This is a genomic window from Streptomyces sp. NPDC051172, assembly GCF_040682555.1.
Classification (GTDB): Bacteria; Actinomycetota; Actinomycetes; order Streptomycetales; family Streptomycetaceae; genus Streptomyces.
This window is the reverse complement of the sequence record NZ_JBFBBE010000018.1, coordinates 11,032-34,927: the sequence shown is the minus strand read 5'-3', so window position 1 is coordinate 34,927 and position 23,896 is coordinate 11,032. Positions and strand designations below refer to the sequence as shown.

The 23,896-nt window shown below is 67.2% G+C and carries 21 protein-coding genes and 2 pseudogenes; 2 read left to right on the top strand and 21 right to left on the bottom strand.

All coding sequences use genetic code 11. The annotated features are described in order from the left end of the window. Window positions 1-28 precede the first annotated feature (28 nt). From AB0N07_RS13690 to AB0N07_RS13640, 11 genes are all read right to left on the bottom strand, one after another. A complete protein-coding gene (locus AB0N07_RS13690) occupies window positions 29-493 on the bottom strand; it encodes a hypothetical protein (RefSeq protein ID WP_365834462.1) in 465 nt (154 codons plus the stop codon). Between the two features lie 30 nt (window positions 494-523). Next, the gene (locus AB0N07_RS13685; protein ID WP_365834461.1) at window positions 524-1,048 is read right to left on the bottom strand and encodes a hypothetical protein; all 525 of its coding nucleotides are present in this window, start codon (window positions 1,046-1,048) and stop codon (window positions 524-526) included. Then, entirely contained in the window at window positions 1,045-1,473 is a 429-nt protein-coding gene (locus tag AB0N07_RS13680; protein WP_365834459.1) for a hypothetical protein, read from the bottom strand. Before AB0N07_RS13680 ends, AB0N07_RS13685 begins: the two co-directional genes overlap by 4 nt. Before the next feature lie 63 nt (window positions 1,474-1,536). Next, window positions 1,537-1,845 carry a hypothetical protein gene (locus tag AB0N07_RS13675; RefSeq protein ID WP_365834457.1) on the bottom strand — a complete coding sequence of 103 codons (309 nt, stop codon included), beginning with the start codon at window positions 1,843-1,845 and terminating at the stop codon, window positions 1,537-1,539. A 142-nt stretch (window positions 1,846-1,987) separates the two neighbouring features. After that, window positions 1,988-2,872, bottom strand: a complete 885-nt coding sequence (locus AB0N07_RS13670; RefSeq protein ID WP_365834455.1) for a hypothetical protein — start codon at window positions 2,870-2,872, stop codon at window positions 1,988-1,990. 91 nt (window positions 2,873-2,963) lie between these two features. Continuing rightward, a complete protein-coding gene (locus AB0N07_RS13665) occupies window positions 2,964-4,109 on the bottom strand; it encodes a hypothetical protein (RefSeq protein ID WP_365834453.1) in 1,146 nt (381 codons plus the stop codon). 70 nt (window positions 4,110-4,179) lie between these two features. Beyond that, on the bottom strand, window positions 4,180-5,292 hold the full coding sequence (locus AB0N07_RS13660; protein ID WP_365834451.1) for an AAA family ATPase: 1,113 nt from the start codon (window positions 5,290-5,292) through the stop codon (window positions 4,180-4,182). A 46-nt stretch (window positions 5,293-5,338) separates the two neighbouring features. Next, the gene (locus AB0N07_RS13655) at window positions 5,339-5,677 is read right to left on the bottom strand and encodes a hypothetical protein (protein ID WP_365834449.1); all 339 of its coding nucleotides are present in this window, start codon (window positions 5,675-5,677) and stop codon (window positions 5,339-5,341) included. A 159-nt stretch (window positions 5,678-5,836) separates the two neighbouring features. After that, window positions 5,837-6,400: a hypothetical protein gene (locus tag AB0N07_RS13650; protein WP_365834447.1), complete on the bottom strand. Its 564-nt coding sequence runs from the start codon at window positions 6,398-6,400 to the stop codon at window positions 5,837-5,839. Window positions 6,401-6,494: 94 nt separating this feature from the next. Beyond that, window positions 6,495-7,898 carry a hypothetical protein gene (locus tag AB0N07_RS13645; RefSeq protein ID WP_365834445.1) on the bottom strand — a complete coding sequence of 468 codons (1,404 nt, stop codon included), beginning with the start codon at window positions 7,896-7,898 and terminating at the stop codon, window positions 6,495-6,497. A gap of 39 nt (window positions 7,899-7,937) precedes the next feature. Further along, the gene (locus AB0N07_RS13640; protein WP_365834443.1) at window positions 7,938-8,438 is read right to left on the bottom strand and encodes an ATP-binding protein; all 501 of its coding nucleotides are present in this window, start codon (window positions 8,436-8,438) and stop codon (window positions 7,938-7,940) included. Between the two features lie 271 nt (window positions 8,439-8,709). On the opposite strand from AB0N07_RS13640, the pseudogene AB0N07_RS13635 reads away from it, so the two are divergent. Continuing rightward, window positions 8,710-9,180 (top strand): annotated as a pseudogene (locus AB0N07_RS13635) (NUDIX domain-containing protein). A 106-nt stretch (window positions 9,181-9,286) separates the two neighbouring features. Here AB0N07_RS13635 and AB0N07_RS13630 read toward each other — a convergent pair. From AB0N07_RS13630 to AB0N07_RS13615, 4 genes and pseudogenes are all read right to left on the bottom strand, one after another. Beyond that, window positions 9,287-9,628, bottom strand: coding sequence for an Lsr2 family protein (locus AB0N07_RS13630; protein WP_365834441.1), 342 nt, complete (start codon window positions 9,626-9,628; stop codon window positions 9,287-9,289). A 107-nt stretch (window positions 9,629-9,735) separates the two neighbouring features. Next, the gene (locus tag AB0N07_RS13625; protein ID WP_365834439.1) at window positions 9,736-9,951 is read right to left on the bottom strand and encodes a hypothetical protein; all 216 of its coding nucleotides are present in this window, start codon (window positions 9,949-9,951) and stop codon (window positions 9,736-9,738) included. A gap of 278 nt (window positions 9,952-10,229) precedes the next feature. Continuing rightward, window positions 10,230-11,012 (bottom strand): annotated as a pseudogene (locus AB0N07_RS13620) (N-acetylmuramoyl-L-alanine amidase); the annotation flags it as partial. 59 nt (window positions 11,013-11,071) lie between these two features. Further along, window positions 11,072-11,431 carry a hypothetical protein gene (locus tag AB0N07_RS13615; RefSeq protein WP_365834437.1) on the bottom strand — a complete coding sequence of 120 codons (360 nt, stop codon included), beginning with the start codon at window positions 11,429-11,431 and terminating at the stop codon, window positions 11,072-11,074. Window positions 11,432-11,505: 74 nt separating this feature from the next. On the opposite strand from AB0N07_RS13615, the gene AB0N07_RS13610 reads away from it, so the two are divergent. Next, on the top strand, window positions 11,506-12,195 hold the full coding sequence (locus tag AB0N07_RS13610) for a hypothetical protein (RefSeq protein WP_365834435.1): 690 nt from the start codon (window positions 11,506-11,508) through the stop codon (window positions 12,193-12,195). Window positions 12,196-12,281: 86 nt separating this feature from the next. Here the strand turns inward: AB0N07_RS13610 and AB0N07_RS13605 are convergent, their stop codons facing one another. The 6 genes from AB0N07_RS13605 to AB0N07_RS13580 all read right to left on the bottom strand — a co-directional run bounded on the left by AB0N07_RS13605 (window position 12,282) and on the right by AB0N07_RS13580 (window position 23,837). After that, window positions 12,282-13,613 carry a glycoside hydrolase family 6 protein gene (locus AB0N07_RS13605; RefSeq protein ID WP_365834433.1) on the bottom strand — a complete coding sequence of 444 codons (1,332 nt, stop codon included), beginning with the start codon at window positions 13,611-13,613 and terminating at the stop codon, window positions 12,282-12,284. Window positions 13,614-13,633: 20 nt separating this feature from the next. Continuing rightward, window positions 13,634-15,919 carry a hypothetical protein gene (locus AB0N07_RS13600; protein WP_365834431.1) on the bottom strand — a complete coding sequence of 762 codons (2,286 nt, stop codon included), beginning with the start codon at window positions 15,917-15,919 and terminating at the stop codon, window positions 13,634-13,636. Between the two features lie 15 nt (window positions 15,920-15,934). Next, on the bottom strand, window positions 15,935-17,029 hold the full coding sequence (locus tag AB0N07_RS13595; protein ID WP_365834429.1) for a hypothetical protein: 1,095 nt from the start codon (window positions 17,027-17,029) through the stop codon (window positions 15,935-15,937). A gap of 6 nt (window positions 17,030-17,035) precedes the next feature. Next, window positions 17,036-17,902, bottom strand: a complete 867-nt coding sequence (locus AB0N07_RS13590; protein ID WP_365834427.1) for a hypothetical protein — start codon at window positions 17,900-17,902, stop codon at window positions 17,036-17,038. Between the two features lie 62 nt (window positions 17,903-17,964). Beyond that, window positions 17,965-18,876: a hypothetical protein gene (locus tag AB0N07_RS13585; protein ID WP_365834425.1), complete on the bottom strand. Its 912-nt coding sequence runs from the start codon at window positions 18,874-18,876 to the stop codon at window positions 17,965-17,967. Beyond that, a complete protein-coding gene (locus AB0N07_RS13580) occupies window positions 18,873-23,837 on the bottom strand; it encodes a phage tail tape measure protein (RefSeq protein WP_365834423.1) in 4,965 nt (1,654 codons plus the stop codon). Before AB0N07_RS13580 ends, AB0N07_RS13585 begins: the two co-directional genes overlap by 4 nt. Between the last annotated feature and the right edge of the window lie 59 nt (window positions 23,838-23,896).

Here is a 23,896-nt window from a genome sequence, read left to right as displayed (position 1 = left end):
GCCCTGGAAGGCGCCTCGCGGCGCGCCTCTACGCTGCCGCGCGTGCCTCGCGGCCGGTGCGAGAGGCACGCTTGCGGATGCTCGCCGCGCCCGCGCGCCGCACCTCGGCCCGCTGTGACGTCACCCGGCACAGCCCGCACAACGGCTCCCCGAGCCGCTGGTGCGCCTTCACCCCGCTGCTCGTCCCGCACGTTCCCGCCTGCGAGGCCAGCTTCGACAGCGCGGGCGCCCCCTCGGCCACAGCGACGGCCCGTCCGTTGACCCACGTACGCGCCGCGCACACCCCGTCGAACCGGTTCGCCTCCGGCCGCACCCGCTCGTAGCACTCCAGCACGAACGGACACAGCTGCGCGCAGCCCTCCATGAGCGGCCCGCAGGCCTTCATGACGTCACTGGGCCTGCTGCGGACCAGCTCCTCGCTGGGCACGTACCCGTCGAGGCCGGCGCACGGCGCGGCGGCAGTCCAGGCAGCGGAAGTAGTGGAGGTGATCACGGGGAAGGGCCTTCTCGTTGTCGCGTGGAATCAGAACAAGGCGGGCTGCGCCTTGGCGGGCGGGCAGAAGGCATCCAGGGCGGCCGACGCCTTCAGCTCCAGGCCGCTGGCCCGGCGTGCCCACGGGCGGTAGAACAGGGACGTCCACAACTCAGGCGTACGGAAGGGGGCCGGGCCCGGAACGTACGCGGCATCGTGCGCTGCGACGGCCTCAACCGCCGCACGCAGATATCCGTAACGGACGGGCGTCAGACGGGAGTTCACCGTCCGATGCACGTCCTGCCAGTACACGATTCCGGACCGTGCACCGCCACGAGCATCGACGTCGTAGCGAAACCCGCACCCGCTGGGCATGGCCGACCAGCGCGTCAGGCATCCGGCATCCGGTTCCCCCTCGAGCCGGCGGACGCTACGGGTGCGCTGCCCCTCGTCGAACTGCTTCTCGCCCCACTGGATGCGAGCGCGAAGATCCGGCAGGTCGATGAACTCCAGGAGCAACGCCGGTGAGAAGAAGTCACGCACCGCCATCTGCATGTCGTCCTCGTTGAGGTTCACGCCTCGGCCCCGGCGGGTTCGCGGAGATGAGAGCAGGCGGCGAGGTGAGCCGTCGCAGCATCGACGAGCGGCCTCAGGTCCAGGTCCCCTGCCTCGTAGCGGCACGGATGAGGCGGCAGGCTGTCATAGACCACGCACCGCCAGGCGGGCGCCGGCCCGTCCTCGGGCACGTGGCTCAGGTGCCAGCCCGCGAGCGTCCCGGGGGTCCAGCGGTTGAACGGCAGGGCGTCTTCGCCGGCGACCACGAACAGCGTGCCGTCGTCGGCAAAGGCGCATACGGCCAGGCCGCCGCGGGTCTCTACGTACGGCTGTAGTCCGGCCTCTTCCAGGGCGACGTGCACGTCGCTGTACACGGCGAGAGTGCGGCGCTCGTCCGGCCCGTAGTCGGCGCGGATCGCGGCCACCTCGGCAGTCACATCAAGCATGTCCATCCATCCTCCACGCTGGTTGTGCACTGGCCTATTTTTCCAGTGCACAACCAGCTTCAATTACTTGACCTTCAGCGCCACGCGCTTGGTGAAGTGGTCGCCGAACCGGCTCCGCAGCACGCCGACCGCCAGGTCCAGCGTGTCCCATGCGCTCTGCGGGATGTCCATGAAGAGCACCCCCGTCAACGGCGGATCACCCTTGGGCTGCTGTGTGAGCGCCAGCGCCTCCCACCCCTTGCCGCCCGGCCGGCGCTGAGCCTCAACGGAGCTCTCTCCGTGATAGGCGATCACTCGCACCTCGTCGCCCCGGCAGGCCACCTGGAACATGCTCGCCCTGGTGAATGCGCCAATGAGTTCATCGTCGGGCATGTAAGCGATCCCGCGGCAGATGGAGCCATACTTCATGTGTGCCTCCCAAAGTGAGTGGGCCCTTCCTGCTCATATGGTTAATTCTACTATGTGTGGCAGGAGTGGCAAATCGGCCGTGTGTGGATCGCAGCACATTTATACATCAGCCTATTTCTGACGGTGACTCTACCTCCCCGCCACCAGCCGCAGCTTCCCGCCTCCCACTCCGCATGGCAGCAAGCTGCTGCCGCGCCACCTCCGACAGCCCCTCCACCCCCGGCTTACGCCGCACCTGCGCCAACACCCGCTCATTCGCCTCCCGCTCACGGGCCTTGAACCGCTCCTTCTCTGCCCGTTGCTGCGACGCCCGCTGCTGCCTCGGACTCGTGCCACAGCCCCGGCACGAACGGCCCGGCTCATCCGGATGCGTCGGACACGAACCCGCCGCCGTTGCGTCGAGCGGAGCGCCAACCGGCTCCCCTGCAGCGTCAGCTGTGGGGGTAGGGGGGTTCTTCTCTGGATATTGGCTCTGGTTACTAACTAGAACGCCCGAAGATCCGGCGTCCGGTGAACCGGCGTCCGGAAAACCGGCGCCCGAAAACCCGCCTTCGGTCCCGTCGGCCGCCTCCCCGTCATCGCCCAGCCCGCCTCCGGACGCCTCCCCACTGGGCGCCGGATCCCCCTGATCCAGCTGCTTCTTGAGCCTGCGCGCTACTCGCCGCGCCTCCAACTTGCGGTACTCTTCGGCCGCCCACTCCTGCGCCGTGTCGTACACCTCGGTGATCCGGCTCAGCGTCCCGTCCGCCAGCCGCTCGGTCACCACCCGGTAGTAGCCGAAGTCCTTCAGCTCGCGCAGCGCCGTCTTGATCGCCTCCTTGCCCTCCTTGCCCGCGCTCGCGATCGACTCGGCACGCACCCTCCACTCATCCGGCTTCGAGATCAGGAACGCCAGCACGCCCCGAGCCCGAAACGACAGACGGGAGTCCTCAAGGGTGGCCGTCGGCAGCACCGTGAACCCGGTGCTGAGGTGGCGGCGCAGAATCGACACGGAACATGCCTCCAAGGCGGCAGTAGGGCTTCGAAAGATCAAAAGAGAAGGCGAACCCCACACCGTCCGTGCGGGGGCGCCACAGAGGCCGTCAGGAGGTCTTGCGAGCCCGGCTGACCTTGATGCTGCGGGCAGTCTTCTGCCCGGCTGCTTTACGCCGGGGCACGACCATGCCGGCCCGGCGCAGAATCTGGATCATGGCCTTCTCGTCCGGGACCATCGGCACGACCAAGTCGGCGTCCTCGAACTGCTCGACCATCGCAGCGACATCCGGCTCCTCCTTGTCGTTGCCGCCGCCCCACCCCAGATGGTTGTCCCCGTAGTTGCCCTCGGGGGAGTCGTCGAGCATCGCCCTCGCCATCTCCTTGACCCGCTTCGCGTCCCGGTATCGCTCATGAGCGCGCACGTAGTCGGCGAGCGCCTTCGCGCGGTCTTCGTCGTCGTGGACGAGAATCGTCTGCGCGGGCCGCCCCGGCGGCACACCCGGCCAGCAGGCATGAACAAACGGGCAGTTGTCGCAGATCACCGACAGGCCGGGACCGTCATGGTCGCGCCGCAGCTCCTCCGGCGAGTCCGTCTCCACGACACGGTCCACCCACCAACGCGCCTGAGCAGCCAGCCACTCATCGAAGACGAACTCCTCGATGTGCTCCTCGCCCGTATCCCGGCACACAAAGCGGAACCGGATGCGCTGCACATCGATCGGGCCGAGCCTGTGCAGGTACCGCTGACCAGGAACATCCGCGAACCCGACCGTGCGCAACAGGTCGGCGTACAGCAGGACTTGCCGCATCTCTGCTGCCGTCGGACCGAACCTCACGACCCGGTCCCACACGCGGCTCGACTTCGTCTTCACGTCCTCCACCGTCAGGTGCGCGGCAGGCTGGGCAGGACGATGCCGCTTGGGCAGCCGCGCGGCAGTGGCAGCATCGAGCTGTACGACATCGATGTGCCCGCGCAAGGTCCCGTCCGCAACGGTGCGCTCGATGAGCCACCCGTACTCCCGGCGGGCATCTTCGAGCAGCCCTTGGTGGATGTACGTGCCGAGGATCGCGGCGCGCTTGTCCCCGGCGTTCGTGCGCTCCGTGCCGGCCAGGATGTATCCGGCGCGGCGTGAGCAGATCGTGTCCGACGCCCCCAACTGTGTCTGGACAGAACGGGGTCGGCGGGCATCAGCGGAGTGCGCGGCATCCCAGATCGACAGGGAAGCAGGCGCACTGAAGGTGGTGGCGGTCACAGCAGTCTCCAGGAGGGCACGCCGGGGCCCGACCCGTCACAGCGGGCCCCGGCGACGCAGGGTGTGAAGGTCAGGCGGCGGCGAACTCGTCGGGTGGCAACTCCTCGAAGTCGCCCGGGTCCTCGGCGGCCCGGTCCTGCTGCTCAGCTGCCGCCGCCCGAAGCCGCGCCACGTCATCGCTCGTGGGGTCGCTGAACTTCTTCGGGTTCTTGACCTCGGCGGCCATGCGCTCGATGGCGGCGCGCACCACGAGCACCTCGGTGCGGCTGAGATCCTCGTCCGATTCGACCTGACGCCACAGCTCCTTCAAGCCGTCGACGCCCTGCTCGGCAGCCTTGTGGACCTTCGGCATCCACTGCTGCGCCAGATCCCCGGTCAGCTCCGGGGCGACCTTGGGCTGGTTGTGGATCGAGCAGCCCATCAGACCGAACACCAGCCTCTCGATGGTGAAGCCCGGCAGGGTCTTCGGCTTGCCGCTGCGCGGCACCTCGAACTTCAGCGATCGGGCACCGATGACCTGCGGATCGCTGTCACGCTGAAGCCGCACCCACACCGTCGCGTCGTAGGCGAGGGACTTGTGGCCCTCCACCCGCCAGTCCTTTGTCTTCGGGATCGGATCGCCGTTGCCGTCCACGGCAGCCACTTCCTTGCCTCGGGCGAGCAGGATCACGATGCCCGGCATGGTGCGCACGAGATACATGACCCGCTGCCACCGTTCGGATGCGTCGTTCCACAGGTTCATGGAGGGCCTGATCTCGGCATCCGGGTCCTGGCGTAGCTTCGCCTCGTTCTTCGGTGTGCGGTGGGCGCGCTCGTTGGTCCAGTTCACGAGCATCCGCCACAGCATCGACACCGAGTCGATCACCAGGACGACCGGCTTCTCCTTCGCCGCGGCAGCGCGCCGAGCCTCGGCGTGCACGGCTTCGATCTGGCCAAGGATGTCGCGGTAGCTGCCGTTGTGCTCGATCAGCAGGTAGTCCGCACCCGGCACGTTCGCGTACTCATCGGCTGTGTCTTCGCCGAGCTCCAGCCAGTACGCCTGGCCGGTCTGCTCGGAGCCGGTGAACGCCGCAGCCTGGTGGCTTTTGCCGCTCTTCTCTTCGCCCTCGATCAGGACGATCGGCCAAGGGATGACGCCGGTCGGCTTGCGGGTGCGCAGGCGTGGCACGGTCGTGCTGGACACAGAACATCTCCAAGAGACTCACAGGAAGTTAGACACTGGCCTATTTCTAGGCAGTGTGGATCTTCCTGACCTCGAACAGGGGGGACCACTCGGGGTGCAGGTCGATGAGGCGTCTCACGTAGCGGCTCCGGAAGTCATTGTTGAGCTTCCAGGGCTCCCCGCGGGTGGCGAGTCCGTACTGCCAGCGCAGGACCTCGAACAGCATCCCTATGCCGATGCGCCTGAGTCCGCGCTCGATGCAGTCGACGGTGAGGCTCTCCAGGTGCTTGAGGATCCAGGGGTTGAGCTGGTCGAATGCCTCGAATCGCTCCTGGATCGTCAGCTTGCCGCCTGGATTCTCGGGTTGCTGTATGGCCGCGATGGGCAGCTCTAGCTGCACGGTCACTTGCCCCTCCTCGTTCGATGTATCGCAGCCTATTTTGCATGCGGTCGCTGCGACTCGCGCATGCACCCTTAGTGGATGAGGTTAATTCTACTATGTATCGAGGGGTGGGCAACTCCGCCGAACCGCTCCAAGACAGCGAATCCGACGGACGCGACGACGCTACGACCCCGCTGCGGCCTTGCCTCGCGCGGCGATAGCCGACCCGGGCCCGTCGTAGCGGCCCTCCCGCAAAGCCGCAGCAACATCCTCCTGCAGCTGCCACACGCCACCACGGCTCTGCGTCATCGTGTGCTCCGCGCCCTCGAGGACGGTCGACAACAGCCACACAGGGGAGCCGCCCAGAAGGTAGTCCTCCGCCGGCAGCATTCCGTTGCCACGGTTGCGGGCGTTCGCCGCCTGATGCTGGCTGATGCCGAACAGCGCCGCGTACTCCTGCAGCCCCACCAGCGGCGGCAGCTCACCCTTCTTCATCGGACGGACCGTCGCCTGCTGCTCCTCCTCCAACTGGGCAAGGAGCGACTCATCCAACTGCCGGCCGCGACTGCCCGGCGGCAGCGCGAAGTCCACAGCCAGACCACCAGGCCAGTACGGCTTACCCGAGACGATCACGGCATCCTCATAGGAGACGATCCCGGCCGGGATCCACCGGTCGCTGACCGCCGTCGGCGCAACGTTATAGATCTTCGCGAACTCCTTGCGACCCACGATGAGCGGCTTCGCCACGACGGCCTCCTATCTTCTATCCACAGCCTGGGCATAGCAGAATAGCCGCTACAGTGGCGAATCCCGCACGCGAGGGGCGGCGCCGGCAAGGCGCTCACTTGCTCGTGCGTCGTCGCGCGTTCCGTTCCGCCTGCGGTGGCTCATCGCCGTAGAGCGCAGCGATCACCAGGTCGCGCCGCCCGCGGAAGGTCCGAAAGACCTGCTGGCGTACAAGATCGCTGCTGATTCCGGTCGTGCCGATCTGCCCCGTCTCGACCAGGCGCGTGAACAGGGTGTTGTCGAGGTATCCGGGCACGTTCTTGTAGCCGAACCGGACCGCGCCCTGCCGTCCGTCCTTCAGGCGGGCATCCTGACGCAGCGACTCGAACTGGCGCCGGGAGAAGTACATGCCGTGAATCATCTCCGAGGTGTGCGGCAGTACCGACCTCGGGTGACAGAGCTTGATCCAGCTCGGGTTCGCGTCGAGCCGCTGCTCACCATTTCCATCTGCCACTCTCGCCGCATACCGATCCAAGGCCCTCATGCGCCGGAGCTCCTTCGCAAGGTTCCCGTCGCTGTTCGGGTAGTAGAAGCCGCCCTTCTCCGCATCGAGCTTCTTGTACTGAACTAGGACCATGCTGTTCCGCGCGACGTTGTAGAAGATGACATCGCACCCCAACAACCGTTCCGCTGTTGCTCGGTTAGCGTTCCCGACGAGCAGCGTTCGTCCGTGCTCGCGGAATTCTCGCCATGCGACGTGATCAGTGGCCTCACTCAGCCATCCCCGCATCGTGTGCGTGTCATGGGCGATGAGGTGATCCTCAAGCGCCGGCTGGGCAGCCATCGTCTCCGGACGGCCAGCTCGGTTCTGAGGCTCAGACTGACCCCGGCCCTCCGAAGGCGATGACTCCGTGACCAAATCAAGGAAGAGCGGCGGCACCCTGTCGTCGTAGAGCTCCTCCGCAGGAGGGTCCCACTCGGCCAGATCGAGGGCCCGGAAGCCCGCCATGCGCGCAGATACCAAGGTGCCGTCGCGCTGCAGGGAGACCGCTTGGCCGGCGCGTGAGGGGCCGAAGTCCCAGGACGAAATGGCGCCTTCGATCTCGTCGACGGCGTCGCGGACATCAGGACGACGCTCCAGAAGGAGGCGTCGCAACTCTGAGCCCGCGGTCTTGGTCTGCTGCCCCTCTGCAACAAGGTGACGCTGCAGATGTCTCGGCACAGCATCGAGCAGTTCAGACAACGGCACCGGATGTTGCAAGCGACGGACATGCGTGACTCGCAACTGCTTCACCGAGTCTGCTGCCTTGCGGCCGCGAACGCACTTGCCGACGTACTTGACCTCGTAGCGTCCGTACTCGTCTTGGGCTGCGATCAGGGCCAAGTGCCGACCCTTGAAGTCCAGTTCCTCCTTGCGTATGAGTGTCCACTCCCATTCGAGGCGCCGAGACCGGTGGATCTCCTCGAATGCCCTGACGTCTTCGTACTCGTAGCTCTCGCACTTGATGATCGCGACCATGCTGCATTCTGACCCAACTCGCCTACAGAGAGGCCAGCTTCACCCGGAGTAGGTGGCCTCTACCGTGCCTCTGGTCGCCTGCCCTTTCCGGCAGTCAGCGGAGGGCTGCGCGGCACCAGATGGCAGAGGATCTTCCGAGGTCGCAGCCAGCTCGAACCAGGTCGTCTTGCCTGCCGGCTCCCGGTAACTGCCCCAAGCAGCCGCCAGGACGTCCACGAGGAACAGGCCGCGGCCGTGTTCGTCGTTCGTCGGCGGGACCTTGGCCTCCACGTCTCGTGTGTCGGTGTCCGTTACCTCAACGCGAATCCGTCGGCCCGTCCAGCGAATGCACACCACGCACGGCGCCATCGTGTGCACCACAGCATTGGTGACCAGCTCGGCAGTGAGCAACTCAAGGTCGTCCAGCGGCGGGGTCTGCTTTCCTAGATCCAGGCTCTCCACTCCCTCGCGTACGAGGCGACGCGCTGGCCTCACAGCCTGAGCGTCGGCAGCGACCTTGAACGCATAAGGCAGCTTGCGGAGGGTGAGGCGCAGCGTCATGAGACCTCCTCGGAGTGGCTGCGGCCGCCTTGGTGTCAGGCCGCGCGGGCTCCGTTACCGGCCGAGCGTGGTCAGCCGGTGGCGGGACCTCAATTTGTCAGCCTGGGAGACGACGTGCCATTTCATCGGTGATATCACTGGCGTGATCCACGACGCGGTGGGGCTGCCGGATCATGCGTGATCACTCGCGTGCAGACGCGGCCGGAGGCTGCTTGCCGGATGAGCCGTAGCATCATCAGGCTCCAGGCCCCGACCCGCATTGGATCTCGAAGTGCCGCGCACCGAATTCTGGAACGATCTCAACGCCCCGACTCCCAACACCCTCATCCCAGCGTCCAACATGCTCGTCGTCCGCGAAGAAGACGGTGCGATTCTCCTGCAGCGGCGACGGGACACCGGTCAGTGGGCGCTCCCGGGCGGTGCGCAGGACATCGGTGAAACCCCAGTGGAGTGTGCCGTGAGGGAGTGCTTCGAGGAGACAGGAATCAGAGCTGAAGCAACCGGGCTGCTGGGCGTCTACTCACTTCCTGAACATGTCGTCGCCTAGGACGACGGTGAAATCAGGCAGGCGTACGAGGTCACTGTCCTCGGCAGGCCAGTTGGCGGCGAGCCAACGATCAACGACGAAGCTGACGGAGTCGAATGGGTACTGCCCGGCAGACTCGACGCTTTCGACGTCCACCCCTCCATGCGTCGCCAGATCGCCCACTACCTCGACGGCGCCTACCCACACGTGGACTGAGCACCCGCTCGGCGTTGAGATCACCAGCCCTCCGGGTCGTCGCTTTGGTCTTCGAGGATGCGAAGTGACCCCCGCGATGCGGGGGTCACCATCGATTCGGCGAGAGTCAGTGGGCCTTTTCGTAGGCTTCGCGCACAGACGCCGACACGCGACCGCGATCGTTGACCTCGATGCCGTTGTCCTTCGCCCAAGCCCGGATCGCTGACGATTCGTCCTTGCTACCACCCGATGCCTTGGGCTTCCCCTTCGCCTTCGCTGCACCTCGAACCCTGCGAGCACCGCCAGCGTGGAGATAGGGGTTCAGGATCTCCAGGAGCCTTTCGTAGTTCTCATCTGTGAGGTCGATCTCGACCCCGGCTCCGTCGATGAGGATGCTGTGCGTGGCGATCTCCGACGATTCCTCGCCAGTCAAATCGTCGACATATGTTGTGACTACCTTCTGGACCATGAGGGGGATCGTAGGGCACGTTCAGGCGCATCCGGAATTCGCGAGCGATAAGGCCGCGGTGCGGCAATTTCTCAGGGCTGCCGCAGAGACGTCGAGGCCCTGAGTCTTCAGCCCTTGTCGGCGTAAGGAGGATCGAGCAGTAGAGCTTGGCGGGTCTTTCGATCCTCGACGCGCTGAATGGCTTCACCGGTGCCAAGGACCGCGGCGACCAGGGCGAGGATCAGTCCGGTCGGCAGGTCCTGAACGTAGTAGGCGATCAGTGACAGTGCCGCGGCGGCGATGGCGTACAGGCGGGTGCTGTGGGCGTGAATGAAGTCGATCAAAGTGATCAGTTCCCGTATGCGAGTCGGTGCAGGAGGTCCCAGCCGCGGCGTCCGATCGAAGGATCGTTGGGGCGGCCGGTGGTGAAGAGGTTGTGCTTGCGGTTGAAGCTGGCCACAGCCTTCTGGCTCTGCGGGCCGTAGTTGTCGGAGAGCGGCACCGAGCGGTCGAACCAGCCGGTGTCCTTCAGCACCTGCTGAAGACCCTTCGCAGACGGTGACGAGCTGCCCGGAGCAAGACCATTCGGAAACGGAGGCGGCGTGTACGTCCCACCGGCGGGCTTCCCGGGGATCGTGAGCTTCTGCCCAGCCGTGATGACGTACGGGGCCGTAATCTTGTTGGCCTGGGCAAGGTGCTCCCAGCTGACACCGAGCTTCTTCCCGATGCTGGAGAGCGTGTCGCCGCTCTTGACGGCGTACGTTGCTGCCCCGCCATCCTTCGATCCCGTATCTGAACTGCCGCCGGAAGGCTTCGACTTCAGGCGCGCGGCGACCCGGTCGCGGAGCCAGCCCATGGTGAAGCCCTTGGGGTCGACCTTTCCGGGCTGCCATTCCTTGTGCCCGATCACGCTCGCCGAGCCCCAGCCGTGCGCGCGGCACAGGGCGGCCGAGACTCGCTCGATCGCCTCCAACTGGGTGGCAGGCCAAGGGTCATGACCGTCGCCGAGGTTCTCGCACTCGAAGCCGTAGAACGACGTGTTGCCGTCGGTGTCGGCCTGGTTTGGCGAAGGAAGGGGTCGCTCTGCGGTGACCGCACGGAGCACGTCTCCGTCACCACGGCCGGCATGGTTGGCGCGGCCGTTCCCGACCAGATGGACCGTGCCGTCCTTCGCGATCACGCCATGGCAGAGCGGGCCTGGCAGCCCCGCATATCCGCGCTCGCAGATGCTGACGGTGTTGCTCGTGCCGGACGTCACCGTGTGGTGGATCATCACGCCACGGACAGGCCCCCAGGGGCCCTTGTGGTTTCGATTGTGGGACCGCCAGCCGGAACGCTCGACGACACGTACGCCTTCAGCGTGCAGTGCCGCTACCAGCCGGTCAGGAGTAAGAGGTGTTGCCAACTCGGCGCTCGAAATCTCCCCGCGCCCCGAACTTGATGTTGAACCTGCTCGCCCTCGGCTTACGGCGATGCCCCGCGCGAGACGATCCACAGCTGCAAGGCCATGAGGAGCAGCGGAGCCACGAAAGAAGAGATCACCAGACGCCTCGTCGCCGCAGCCTGCGTCTGGTCCTCCCGGCGCTGCTGCTCGGCCCGATCCAGACCCTGGTCGTGCTCACCGCGCAGCCCGGAGAGCCCTGCCTCGACTTGACTGATGCGCTGATCGACCGCCCGCTGATCAGCCCGGTATACGTCCTGCGTGACGACCTGATCGAGGCGCGCGGCGAGCTGGGCGAGGTCGCCGCGGAGATCCTCGCGCAGCTGCGAGACAGCACGGTGCAGCTCCCACAGGGTGGGCTCGGCACTCGGCGGCACGGACACCGCAATCACTCCCGGCGGCCCCGTGCCCTGCTTCGATCGTACGGGGCCCAAGAAGCCTGCGATTCTCAGCCGAGGTGATCGCCAGCGACGAAATCCGGTGGCAGCGCGCGCCGCCTTCCTGCCAGCTTGTCTGGATGCTGCTGATACTTACGGGATCGAGCTGCTCGGGTAAGTCCACGCTCGCCTTCCCCGTCGGGGAACGGTTTGACCGGCTCGCTGTCCACGAGATGGACGAGAGCGGGGTCCCGCAAGCCCCTCCCCGGTACTGGCGAAACCACATCACCGAGAAGTGGATTCAGCGCGCGCTCGAGTACCAGGCCGACGGCATGGACCTCTTGCTGACTGCCCAGACTCCGCTCGGCGAGATCCTGGCCTCGCCGTCCGCGCCTCTGCTGGACGGTATCGCGATGTGCCTGATCGACGTGGCCGATGCTGAACGACGTAGGCGTCTGGATGATCGTGATCCGGGACGCTGGTCGGAAGCCGCCATCGATGCGTACATCAATTGGGCGGCCTGGCATCGGGGGCACGCACAAGATCCCGAGCACCGCCCCGAGGTCATCATCGACACGGGCGCACCCAATATGGCTTGGCATCGGTGGACGTCGTGGACGGCCAACGATCCGCGGTGGCAGACCCACATCCTCGACACCACGGACCGTGACAGGCAGGACTGCGTCGCCGAACTGGAGCAGTGGGTTACTCGGATGCGCGCGGATTTCCGGGCCCGCCGCCATCCTCTGAGCTTTGGCTGGATGGGATGAACCCCCACCCACAGATGCATCGCCATGCTCGGTGGATCGAATGTGCCTGAAGCGGGAAGTGGCACGGAGCCGCCCTCGTACCGGCTCTACTGGCCGTCGATGAGGTGCGCGGCGAGGAAAGGGGAGAACGTGCCGGCAGGAACGTCGGGGGCCACGCCGCACATGCCGTCGGAGTCGCCGGGGACTTTGATCCACAGCAGGTATTCGGCGCCACCAACGCCGATCGAGGAGGGGACACCGAGGCGACGCCCGCCCGGGTTGCAGTAGTCGACGTGCTGCCCGCTTCCGTCCATCGCACCGTTGCCGTTGCGTGAGGTATCGATGACGAAGCGGACGCCCGGAGCGCCGCGTGCTGCCAGCTCCCGGGCAACCTGATGCCCGTACGTGCAGGAGACGTCCGTGGAGTCGTAGTTCGCCACCCCGATCGCGAAGCCTGCCGTACGGGCTACCCCTGCTGCGGCGAGCCGGGCCGCCATCTCGTCGGCCCGGATCCAAGTGGCGTTGCCGCCATCGAGATAGGAGCGCACCAGTGGGCACGAGGCCAGGGCGTCCGCAGCGTAGGCGACCAGTTGCGTGCGCTCGGCGCGCATCGCCGCGGTCGGGAGGCTGCCGATCTGGCTGAGCGAGTCTGGTTCCACGATCACGAGAGCAGGCCGGTCGCCGATGCCCGCAACGAAGCCGTCAACCCAAGCCCGGTATTCCTCCGGAGACTTGGCGCCGCCGCTGGAGTGGCCGCCGTTGTCCCGGTTGAACATGTTGTACGCCGTCAGGATGGGCAGCCGCCCCACAGCGGCGGCCGCAGTCACATAGGCGTCGACATCACCCTGGACACCCTTGTTCCAGTCGCCGAACCACTTCGCGGCAGGACGTCGCACCAGAGCCTGGGTGATCTTCGCCGACAGCGGATCGTTCGAGTTGGCGGCCACCCACTTCGCAGCATTGGAGTCCGGATCAACGTAGAAGCCCTCGCGGGCCGTGGACGAGGTGAGCCGCACGTCGCTGAGGTGCACGGTGACCGCTGTCCCCTGGCCGAACTGGAAACTCACCTGCCCGGCCGTGGTGTCGATTCTCGAGGTGAAGGGGAATACGACATGAGTGTCGACCGTGGGCAGCGTCACGGTCCTGTCCAGGGCAGCGGTCCACGGGTCTGCCCCGAGCCCGACCTGCGCCCGGAGGGTAGTCCCGGACTGGCTGGCGCGGGCGGTGAAACTCAGCGTGTACGTACAGCCGGACCGCAGGATGATGTTGTCCTGCCCGAAGGGGGCATCCCAGAGATTGGCGGCATCAGTGGTGGCGGTGGCCTCCAAGCCGTCGCCGGGCGCGGCCAGGGTGACCATGGCCGGGTCGCCGGACCACCAGCCGGTGGTGTCCTCGGTGAAGGTGCCGTTGATGACGAGGTCTCCGTACAGTGCGGCCACGAGTAGCTCTGCTCCTTGGGTTACTTGATGTAGGTGACGCGCAGTCGCGGCGGATGACCTTGGCCGATGCCGTCGAACATGCCGTACGAGGTCTTGTTGGTGGTGTTCGGGTCGATCGCAATGCCCCGGAACTTCGTTGAATCGAAGATCGAGGTGATGTCCACCCACTGACCGCTTGCGCGCGCCCACTTGGTGACGGTCTTCGAGCCGGTCTGGTCCGCCGAGAACTTGCTCGGACGTGAAGCGTGGCCGTGGACCTTGAGGACGGCGGTGCCGCCGGAGGCGTAGTACCAGTGGTTGGCGTACAGATACACCTCGACCTTGAGGAGCTTCGCCTCGGCGAGGTCCTTGGCGAGGCTCCCACCGAACCCCACGAGCGCGGCCTGGGTGCCGTTGTTCGCCGAGAAGTAGCCGGCCACCATGCGGTTGCCGTAGTACGAGTTGTATCCGGACCGGTTCGCGTAGCTCCCCGACCAGGACGCGCTGTACTCCCGCTTCACCTTCACCGGAGGGTCAGGGACGACGGCGCCACCGGTGTTGTAGACGCCCGTGTCCGGTGCCTGCTCACCGATGTCCTCCACACTCAGATGCCCCATACGGCCCTTCGCGCCAGTGAGGGTGACCTGCTGGCCTGCAGGAGCGCCGCTGTCGCTGGTGAACGTGAGCAGCAGCCGATTCCGCCCGGGCCGGATCAGATCACTCGGTGCGCACGCACTGATCAACTCCAGCCGTGCTTCGCGGCGCGTCGACGTGAGCGGATGGCGGGCCTCTTGCAGCTGCGTGGAACTGATCAACGGTGCAGAGGCGTAGCCGCTGCGCAGCCGCAACACCAGGGAGCCGCCGGTCTGGGAGCATTCCGCGGTGCCGTTGTAGACCACGCGGTACATGCGGCCCTCTTCGGCGTCGAAGGCCAACTCGACGTAGCCCATTTCGGTACCGGTGGTGGTCTTCACGCCGGTGGCCATCCAGTCCATGGCGACGATGCCGCGTGGCCCGTCATACAGGTCGGTGAGGTCGTCGCCGCCGATAGTGACCTTCCCCGCGACGTTCAGGTCCTGGAATGAGGCGTCTCCGGTCGAGCCGATCGCGGCGACCCTGGTGCTGCCGTCCTGCAGGGTCAGGTAGTTGGCTTGCCCGGAGACGAGCGAAACGACCTCTTCACCGTCCTCGTCGTACAACCTCAGTCCCTGGGGACCGAGTTCAGCCCGGGCCCCGCCGGTGACATCCCCGAAGATCGTGTGGGCCTGCGCGTTGTCGAACACCACCCACCCCGCGGTCGCGGCGGAGGCCTCCAGGCACAGCACCGCGCGGGTCGTGCCCTGCGGTGCGGCCACCTGACCCGTGATGCGCTGCCACACCCCCGGCGCGTAGCTGGTGGCTTCGGCGACTCCGTAGCCGAGGATCTCGCCGGTGCTGTTTTCCCAGCGGGCTAGGATCTTCACGGCCTTCGCGGCAAGATCGTCGGACACCAGCACATCGATGCCCAGGAACAGCTGCGAGGCGGCCAGCACCGGCACAGTCGCCAACGGCAGCGTCCAGTACGTTTCGGCTGCGCCAGTGCAGTCGAGCCGAATCCCGACCCCGGTCCGGTTACCGGGAGCGAACGACCACGCCGTGCCGCCCGCCGCGACAGTGTTCGCCGTGGCCGCGCCCTCGAACCCAGGATCCGGCACCAAGTTCGTGCCCTGGCCGACCGCAATGTGGTCGGGGGTGACGGAGCCGACGGCCAGATGCGGGGTCGCGATGGCGCCGACCGCGATGTGCCCCTGCTGGATCACCTGCTCCCCGAGATCCCCCGACACCGCGCGCCGGGCCGACGTACGCACGGCATCCGAGGCGACGCTGGGGATGCCGGAGGTATTCACTGCGACCAGCCGCACCCACAGCGGCGCGTAGTGGTTCACCGAGATGGTGACCGAGGCGCCGGAGGCGGCCTCGATAGTCGCGGTCGGCCACCGAGGATCCGCCTGCATGCTCGCCGACCTCAGCACATGAACCTGGACGCGCGACAGATCCAAGGGGGCCGCTTCCGCATAGGTAAAGGCGCCGTCCCAGGTGACTCTGAGCCCTCCGAGCACCGGTTCCACCTCCGGTACGGATGGGGCAGGTGGACGCGGGCCGTTCACTGCGATGACGCCGCTGGTCCCGTCTGGCTGCTGGCCGATGACCGCGCGCAGGGAGCCGCTCTCGTCGTATACGTCGACGGAGCCGTTCTCCAAGCTGGCGTTCGCCAGCTTCGGGGCGCGGATCGTGGTGCGGAGCAGCTTCTCCAGGCGGGCGAGACGAGTGCCTATGTCGGTGGGCAAGAGATGGGTCCTTGTTCAGGCGGCGGTGGCGTACTGGTGGGCGCCGGACGGTTCGAGTCGGAGGGTGGCGGTCTCCCCGGCGTCGGTGTCGGGGCGGATGGTGTAGCCGGTGATGCGGCACCAGCCGGACCACGTGCCCCACTCATCGCGGACGAAGACGTGGACGTCGTCGCCGATCTGCCACGACCCGATCGGCGCGGCCGGATGATTGCGGACGGTGATCTCTCCGAGGTGGCCGAGGTTCTGTCGCCACGCCCGCTCGGCGCGCGCCCGCTGTGCGAGAACGTCACGGCCACGTACGTCGGGAAGCTCGAGGACGTGCTCCAGGCGGAGCCGCTTGTTGCGTACGGCGTCCATGGCGCGCTGTTGGGCTCGGCCTTCGCCGGCTCCGGTGGCGATGACGACCTGCGCGTACTCGTCGGCGCTGTACGTGACGGGAGTGGAGTCGGTGATGTTGGTGTCGGTGGAGAATGCGATGTCCGTACGGCGTGCCCCAAGGCGCGGATAGCCGACCCGGATACGGCGCACCGGGCGCCGGTTCGCATCCCACCAAGTGGTGCAGGTGTAGTCCGGGGAGTCCGGGGCCTTCACCAGATCATCGAGCAGGTCACCGAGGACCGGGGTTTCCCACCAGTGCGAGTGCCACGGCTCCGCGGGTGTGCCCACCGTCGCCTTCGACGTGGTGGAGTCCACAGTGATGCCCAGGCTGCCATCGGGGATCGACTGCGCATACGACACGATGTCCCGCATCACCCGGCACGGGTCGGTGTTCACGTACGGCCCGCGACCGCCGAGCTCACCGTCCAGGTCGTGGCGCTTGTGCAGGTACGAGGTCCAACCCGCGGCCTCCACCGGCAACTTGTTGCCCTCGGGTTCGGCCTGCCAGATGAGCCCGCCCCACCGCAGCAGCCCGTCTCGCTCCACGTACAGCAGGGCGTTGCCAGGGTTCTGGGTGAGCTCGGGCAACGACGACGCGAGCCGGGGCGACAGCGTGCCGCGCAGCTCTCCCGGCCCATTCAGCTCGGGCCCGAACTCGACGTTCTTCAACGGGAGATCGTGCGACAGCCACTGCCCCGTGAGGGCGTGCTGGATCAGGTACCGGTACGCCACAGCAGGTCACACCGGGCCTTCGGTGAACTCGATGTCCGCGATGATCGACGTACCGCCGTCGACGCCGAGGTCGCCCTTCCAATCCTTCGACATCTTCGCCTGCATGTACAGCGTCTGCGTCGTGCCCCGGTACGAGGCCGGCATCGTGATGGTGTCGGCGACCACAGCTGTCGAGCGCCGCACCACCTTGCCCTGATTGTCGTCAACGACAGTGTCCTGACCCTCGATCGTGCCGAACACCGGCTGCAGCCTGCCGTACAGCGAATCGAAGTCCATCCGTAGACCAGCGAGCGTGATCGTAAGGATCAGCTTCGTCGCCCAGTCGGGCACTGGTATCTGCCAGCGCGCCTCAGACGGCCAGTCGTGCCACTTGTCGTCGTCCTTCCACGCCTTCGTCAACTTCGACGGATACGCCGTGTACAAGGTGCGCTCCCGGCGAGGGTTCGCCACCCGCCGCACGTCGCGGATCATCCCGGCCGTCACCGTGCCCGTGCTCGCCGGCAGGTCGACTCGGGCCAACGCCACACCCGTCACACCCTTGGGCGCCGACGACACGGTGGAGGACACGTTGGGGATGACGTCGAAGAAGTTGATCGCATCCGTCGCCGGATCCAGCCCACCCTCGAACTCGGGGTCCTGCACCCGCAGCACGATCAGATCGGATCGCGGCGTCGCACCGGTGGGAGCGATCGGGACGGTCGCGGCGCCGATGTTGTACGCCGTGTACGAACCCTGCCACGTCGACGCCTTGCCCCGGATCACAGCGGATCCGTCAGCGATCTGCACACCGCCGCCGGGCACTGCCAGAGGTGTCACCTTCAGGTCTGTGGCTTCGGTGACGCCTTCAGAGCCATGCGACAGATCCTTGATCATCTGCCGGAAGGTCTGGGCGGAGTGGGTGGCACCGTTCACGAGCAGCGGGGCCTGGGCAAGCGTCATCGGACGGGGGTCTCCTTCGGGTCAACCAGGGTCTTGAAGGCGTCACGCCACGCCACCTTCAGGCGGGCGGATGCGGTCGGATCGGAAGCGGTCCAGCGGATTTCCGAACGTCCCGGGGGCAGGCGGAAGTCGCCCAGCGGGGACGTGGTGGCGAAGGTGCCGCCGTTCTTCCTGGTCACGGTTCGCTGGCCGGGGCGGGTGTCGACCGTGACGTGCTCGCCGGCGGGGATGGTGATGCCGAGGTCGATCTGCCGGCCGGTCTCCACATGCGTGATCACCGGGTTCGCGCACGGCCCGTAGATGGTGATCACCGGGTGGGCGTCGATGTTCCCGTTGTTGGTGACCCAGCCCGGCCGGTTCTGACCGGACAGGCTGCCGTCGCTCACGTGGATGGGGGCCTGCACCGGGGCGGTGAAGCCGCCACCGGACAGCCACCCGAGTTTCAGCTCCATGCTCTGCTCGGCGTCCGCGTAGTAGCGCGGATCAGCAGTGAACTCGACGTCGAGCGGCACCCACCCGAAGACTGCTTCCTCCCACGACGCCTCGGCCTTACGGAGCCGCCCGTACAGGACACGGACCGGTGCGCCAGGCCACTTGATCCGCAACGGCATCACCGCCCCGCCGACCGTGCGCACCCGAGGATCGTCTGCGGCATCCTCGATCTGGGCCACGATGCGGGCCGCAGCAGCCGGATCACCGGGCGTCTTCACGCCGCAGTCGATGCGCAAGGTGCGAGCCTCGTACCAGTCCGGGCTCATCCACACGCCATCCGCAGCGGGACGCTCGACGACCTCCCCGCGCACACCGGGGCGGGCCAGCCCTTCGATCCGGGCGATGGGGATGCTGGTGCCGTGGCCGAGTCGTATCCCGGCGAACTCCAGCTGAAAGTCCCTGAGTTCCGTGCTCACCGCAGAACACCTCCGCGGCGGGCCCGGCGCATCTGATACGAGACGGCGGAGGCGATGTCGTTCGCAGTTGCTCCGGCACGGGTGACGTGGATGGTCTGCTGGCCGATCGCCGGCGCCTGATGCACCACCACGACCTGCGACCGACCCGCCCCGGCATCCACGAGGCGCTTGGGGGTGAGCCCGTATCCGAAACGGTCCGCGGTCTCGGACAGCACTGCGGTAGCCCGGCCGCGTTTCGCGACCGCGTGCGGGATGTATGACTCGGCGCGAGTCTCCGGCTCGGCGAACTTGATCAGCCCGTTCCTCGAGGAGTACACCCCCGGCTCCCAGATGCCGCCGTTCGCGTACGCCTTCCCGGCATTCGCCTTCACCAGGTCGGCAAGGAACCGGTCCGCCTTACTGCCCGTGGCCTTGATCTGGCCCTTGCCGCGGTTGGCGATCTCGATGATCCGGTCCTCGTCGAGCCCTGCCTTCTCGGCCACCGCGTGGATGCCGCGACCCTTGGCCAGGGCGCCGATGAGCTTCACGAAGTCGCCGAGCTGATCCGAGTCGAGGGTTTTGCCCGCTGACTGGGCCGCGCTGTTGGCCTGCTTCGCCTTCTTCTTGTCGCGTACGGCCTGGGCGGCGAGCGCCTCAGCGTTCTCATCGCCCTGCTCCGCCAGCCGCGTGGCCAAAGCCCCGTACCCGCTGGAGGCCAGCTTGGCGAGGTTGTTCTGGAACGTCGTGGAGTCCTTGACCGCATTCTTCAACTGGCCTGTGTAGTCGGCCAGCGTGGCCTTCGCGGTGCCGGCGAGCTTCGTGAGCTGCGCAGCCATCGACTTCACGTACTTGTTGGAGCCGCGCGCCATCTTGCGGGTGAGCGCGACACCGTCCTCGCCCATCTCCTCCAGTGCCTTGGCGACATCGGTGCCAGCCCGCCGCGACACGGTCGCCAAGTCGTTGCGCCAGGCCGAGGCGGTGCGGACGGACTTACGCAGGTTTCGTTCGAACATGCCGAGGTCGAAGTGCTCCTTGCCGCCCTTGCCCTTGCGCTGCGACTTGGAGACGACATCGGACACCGAGAACCCGGAGCCGCCGAGTGGCTGGTACGACCAGTTCGACAGACCGCCATCCGCGTACCACTCGATGCCGGACGGGTCACCGCCCAGCCGCCGCACGATCTCCTCGGTGATCGCCCTCGACCGGGGCCGCTTCGACCTGCGAAGAGGCACATAGCCCTCGCCGTGCGTCTCGGGCTCACCCCACACACGCCACGATCCGGCCGGTGCGATTTGCGCGATGTGGTTCTCGCGGACGCCACCGTTCGCGTAGTAGTCGATCACCGACCCGCGCGCCTGTGGGGCCTGGATCGCGTCCGGGACACCGTTGCCGTCCCGATCCCAACTCGTGGCTCTGAGGGACACGCCGACGCCGACGGTCCGGCCCGTGATCCCGTTGATCGCGCTCTGAATACTCCCCGCCGCCGAGACGGGCCCGCTGGTGGGCACCGTGACGGTGACGTTCTTGCTGCCCGGGATGTCGGCGACCTTGATGCCCAGAGCTTCGAGCTGCTGCCGAGCCTCGCCAGTGGGCGCGCTGAGCGTCACGGTCTTGCCGCCGGGTACCCCGGCGATCTTCTGCTTGACCGCCTCCAGGCTGTCGATCGTCGCCCGCGTCGACGCAGTGACGTTGACGTGCTTGCCGCCCGGAGTCTGAGCGATCTTCGAGATCAGCGCATCCAGATCCGTGCGCGCCAGATCAGTCGGGGCAGTGACCTCCACACGGCGGTCCTTCAAGTCCTTGATCTTGAAGCCGAGCTTCTCCAGATCCTCGCGAGCATCGTTCGACAGAGTGGAGATCTTGATGGTCTTCTGGTCCGGCTGAGCCTTCAACGCCTGCTGAACCGCGATGAGTTCAGCCATCGCCTCATCCATGCCGGCCGTCTGCAGCAGGATCGACACCTGCGAGGGGACCAGACCGGCATTGTCGGCGAGCTTCGCCGCCTGCTCGGCGGACAGGCCGAAGCCCTCGGCCGTGGAGATCGCCGAATCCCGGGCCGTCTCCATCTGCTTCTGCGCGGCCTGCAGCGCCTCCGGAACGGACTTCCCGCTCGCCTCCGCGTACTGGTAGGCAGCGAGCGCCGCGTCCGCGGAGTTCGTCGACAGACCCTGCAGCAGGTCGTACAGCTTCTGCCCATTGCGGGTGACCGTGGACAGCGAACCGTCCATGTTGAGAAGGGACTTGTTGAAGCCTTGGGCCTCGTCGACGCCGCCCTTCAGCGACTCGGCGGCGTCCGACACGGACCGGTTCAGCCGCGCCTCCGCGGCCGACAGGTTCACCGAGCCGCCGGCCAGGATGTTCAGCGCGTCATGCAAGGCGCGGGCCCGGGAGTCGGCGTCCGCGGTCGTGTCCGATAGGCGGCGCATCGCGTCGGAGAACTTCCCGAACGGCCCCACCGCATCGGCTGCGGACCGGCCGGCGGACCCGTTCACGTCGGCAAGATCGCGGGCATCCTGCACCGCCTGGGACATCTCACCCTTGACGGACCCGAGCGCCTCAGCAGCATCGTGCGCCCGCTGCCCTATGTCGGTGTACATGACGCCGCCGCCGCGCACCGGCTTCAGGTTGATCGCGGCAACGTCCTCCATACGCTTTTGGAGCTTCCCGAGCCCGTCGTCCTGGCTGAGGTATGCGTCGGTGAGCTGCTTGATCGGCACTCCCGCGTTCTTCATGACGTCGACCAGGCGCTCTTTGCCATCCAGGACCTTGGTGTCCATCAACTGCTGGGCGGCTGCCGTACGAACGCTCTCTGTCACGGCACCGTTCGACTCGCGCAGCGCCTGGGTGAGACTGCTGATCCGCGACTGATGCTCGGCCGCAGCCTGGGCGGCCTTCTGCTGGTGGGAGGCGAGCATCGACAGACCAACACCAGCAGCCGCCAAGGCCACACCCCACGGCCCGCCGAGTGCACCCATCAGTCCGCGGGCCGCGCCACCGACTCCGGTACCGATCGCACGCGCTACTCCGGTGATCGGCCCGTTCGCGTTGCGGAACGCGGACGCCATCTGCCCCACCACCGGAATGCGGGTCTGCACCACCGCGAGGGCCTGACCGATCCGGCCAATCGACTGCCCTTGCGCAGCCGCAAGGTGCTGCTGGAGACGCATCTGGTCACCGAGAGACCGGTACGCGCCCACAACAGGCCCGGACACCGTCTGACCGAGCCGCGACATCATGGGCGCGACACGACGTGCCATGAGCATCGCGATGACCGCCGTCTGCACAGGCCCCGGCAGCGCCCCGAACCCGCGCACCAGACCGGCCACCACATGCCCGATCGGGACCAGCGCGCCCGACACGGTGCCCGCGGCGGCGGAGACCAGGTTCAGCGCGGTGACGATGATGTCGAGTGCAGTTCCGCCCGCATCAGCCTCCTCGGCCACATCGCTGATGGCGTCAGCGACGGGCGAGACGGCGGAGCCGACGTTGCGCAGGATGTCGATGAGAGCGCGGCCGCCGTTGATGAGGACGTTGAACCCCGCTGCCGCGGTGTCGAAGGCAAGATCCTTCAGCGGCCCGCCCAAACCGCCGAGCGAATCACCGACCTCGTCAAAGCCCGCCGAGACGGCCTTGGACACGGACGGGCGGGCCAACGTGTACAGGTCATGCACGTAGTCGATGGCAGCTGCCATGCCGGGCGTGGCCGCAGCCATCCCGGAGGTCATCAGCCGCGTGACCTTCTCCAGCCCGGGCGCGGCCGCCGTGTACAAGACCTGCCCGGTGTTCGACGCCTGCGTCTTGAGCTGCGTGACCGCACCCGCAAGGCCCTTGGTCTGCGAAGCGGCGATCTCCCCGGCCGCGCCGGTACGGGCGATCGCCGTGTGCATCTGGTCGAAAGACTCGACACCCTGATGCGCCAGCGCCGACGCACCCGCGAGCGCAGGCTTGCCGACCACGTCGGCGAGGGAACCCAGGAAGTCCTTCTGGGACATGCGGTGCTGGGCCTGCTCGAAGCCCTCGATGACCGTGCGCAGGCCCTTGAAGTTGCCCTGCGCGTCCCACGCCTCGATGCCCAGCTCGGCCAGGCCCTGCTTCATTCGCGCGGTCGGGCGGGACAGGTTGGTGAGCATCCCGCGCAGGGACGTTCCTGCTTTGGAGCCGAGGATGCCGGAGCGGGCCAGCATCGCCACCGCCGCCGACGTGTCCTCGATGGAGATGCCGAGCTGGGCGGCGACCGGCCCGGTGTAGGACATCGCGTAGTAGATGTCCTGCAGCCCGCCCGAGGCGGCGTTCGCCGACGCCGCGAGCACGTCTGCGGCACGCCCGGCGTTGTTCGAGCTGAGCCCGAACTGGTCCATGACGTCGCCCAGATACCGGGCGGCGTCCGCGGCCGAGAGGTTGTCGGCTGCGGCGAGCTGCATCGCAGCCCGCGCGTTCGCGATGGACGACGTACTGGTCTGGCCGGCTTTGGCCAGCTCCAGCATCGAGTCCGCGGCCTTCGCCGCAGACGTACCGGGGATCTTGAGGTCGGCGCCGAGCTCGCGGGCCTTCGCCGCGGCCTGCACCATCTCCAGGCCGGACGCGCCTGTGACCGCGCCCCATTTGTTGATGGCCCGCTGGTACTCGTTGCCTTCCTTCGCGATCTCGGCGAGACCGGCGACGATGCCGCCGCCGACCAGGAGGCCGCGCAGGTGGTGGGCTTCCTGGCGGGCGCCGAGCAGCCCGTGGCGGAGCTGCCGCATCGACGCGTGCCCGTCCGCGCCGACACGGCGCAGCCCGGCACGGGCACGATCCGAGTCACGAGTCAGCGCACGCAGACCCGTGGACGATCCGCGGGCGCCGGTCCCGATCTGGGTGAGGTGCCGGTTGAGGGTGGCGGTGTCGCTGCCAAGGCCGCGCATGGCGCGGGAGGCCTGCCGGATCTCCGACAGGAGATGGGAGAAGTCCGCTCGCGCCTGAACGCTGAGCGTGTACGACGACACCTGCCGGTGCCCCTACCTCCCCGCGCCCCTTCCTCCTAGCCCCCTGCCACCCTCAACCA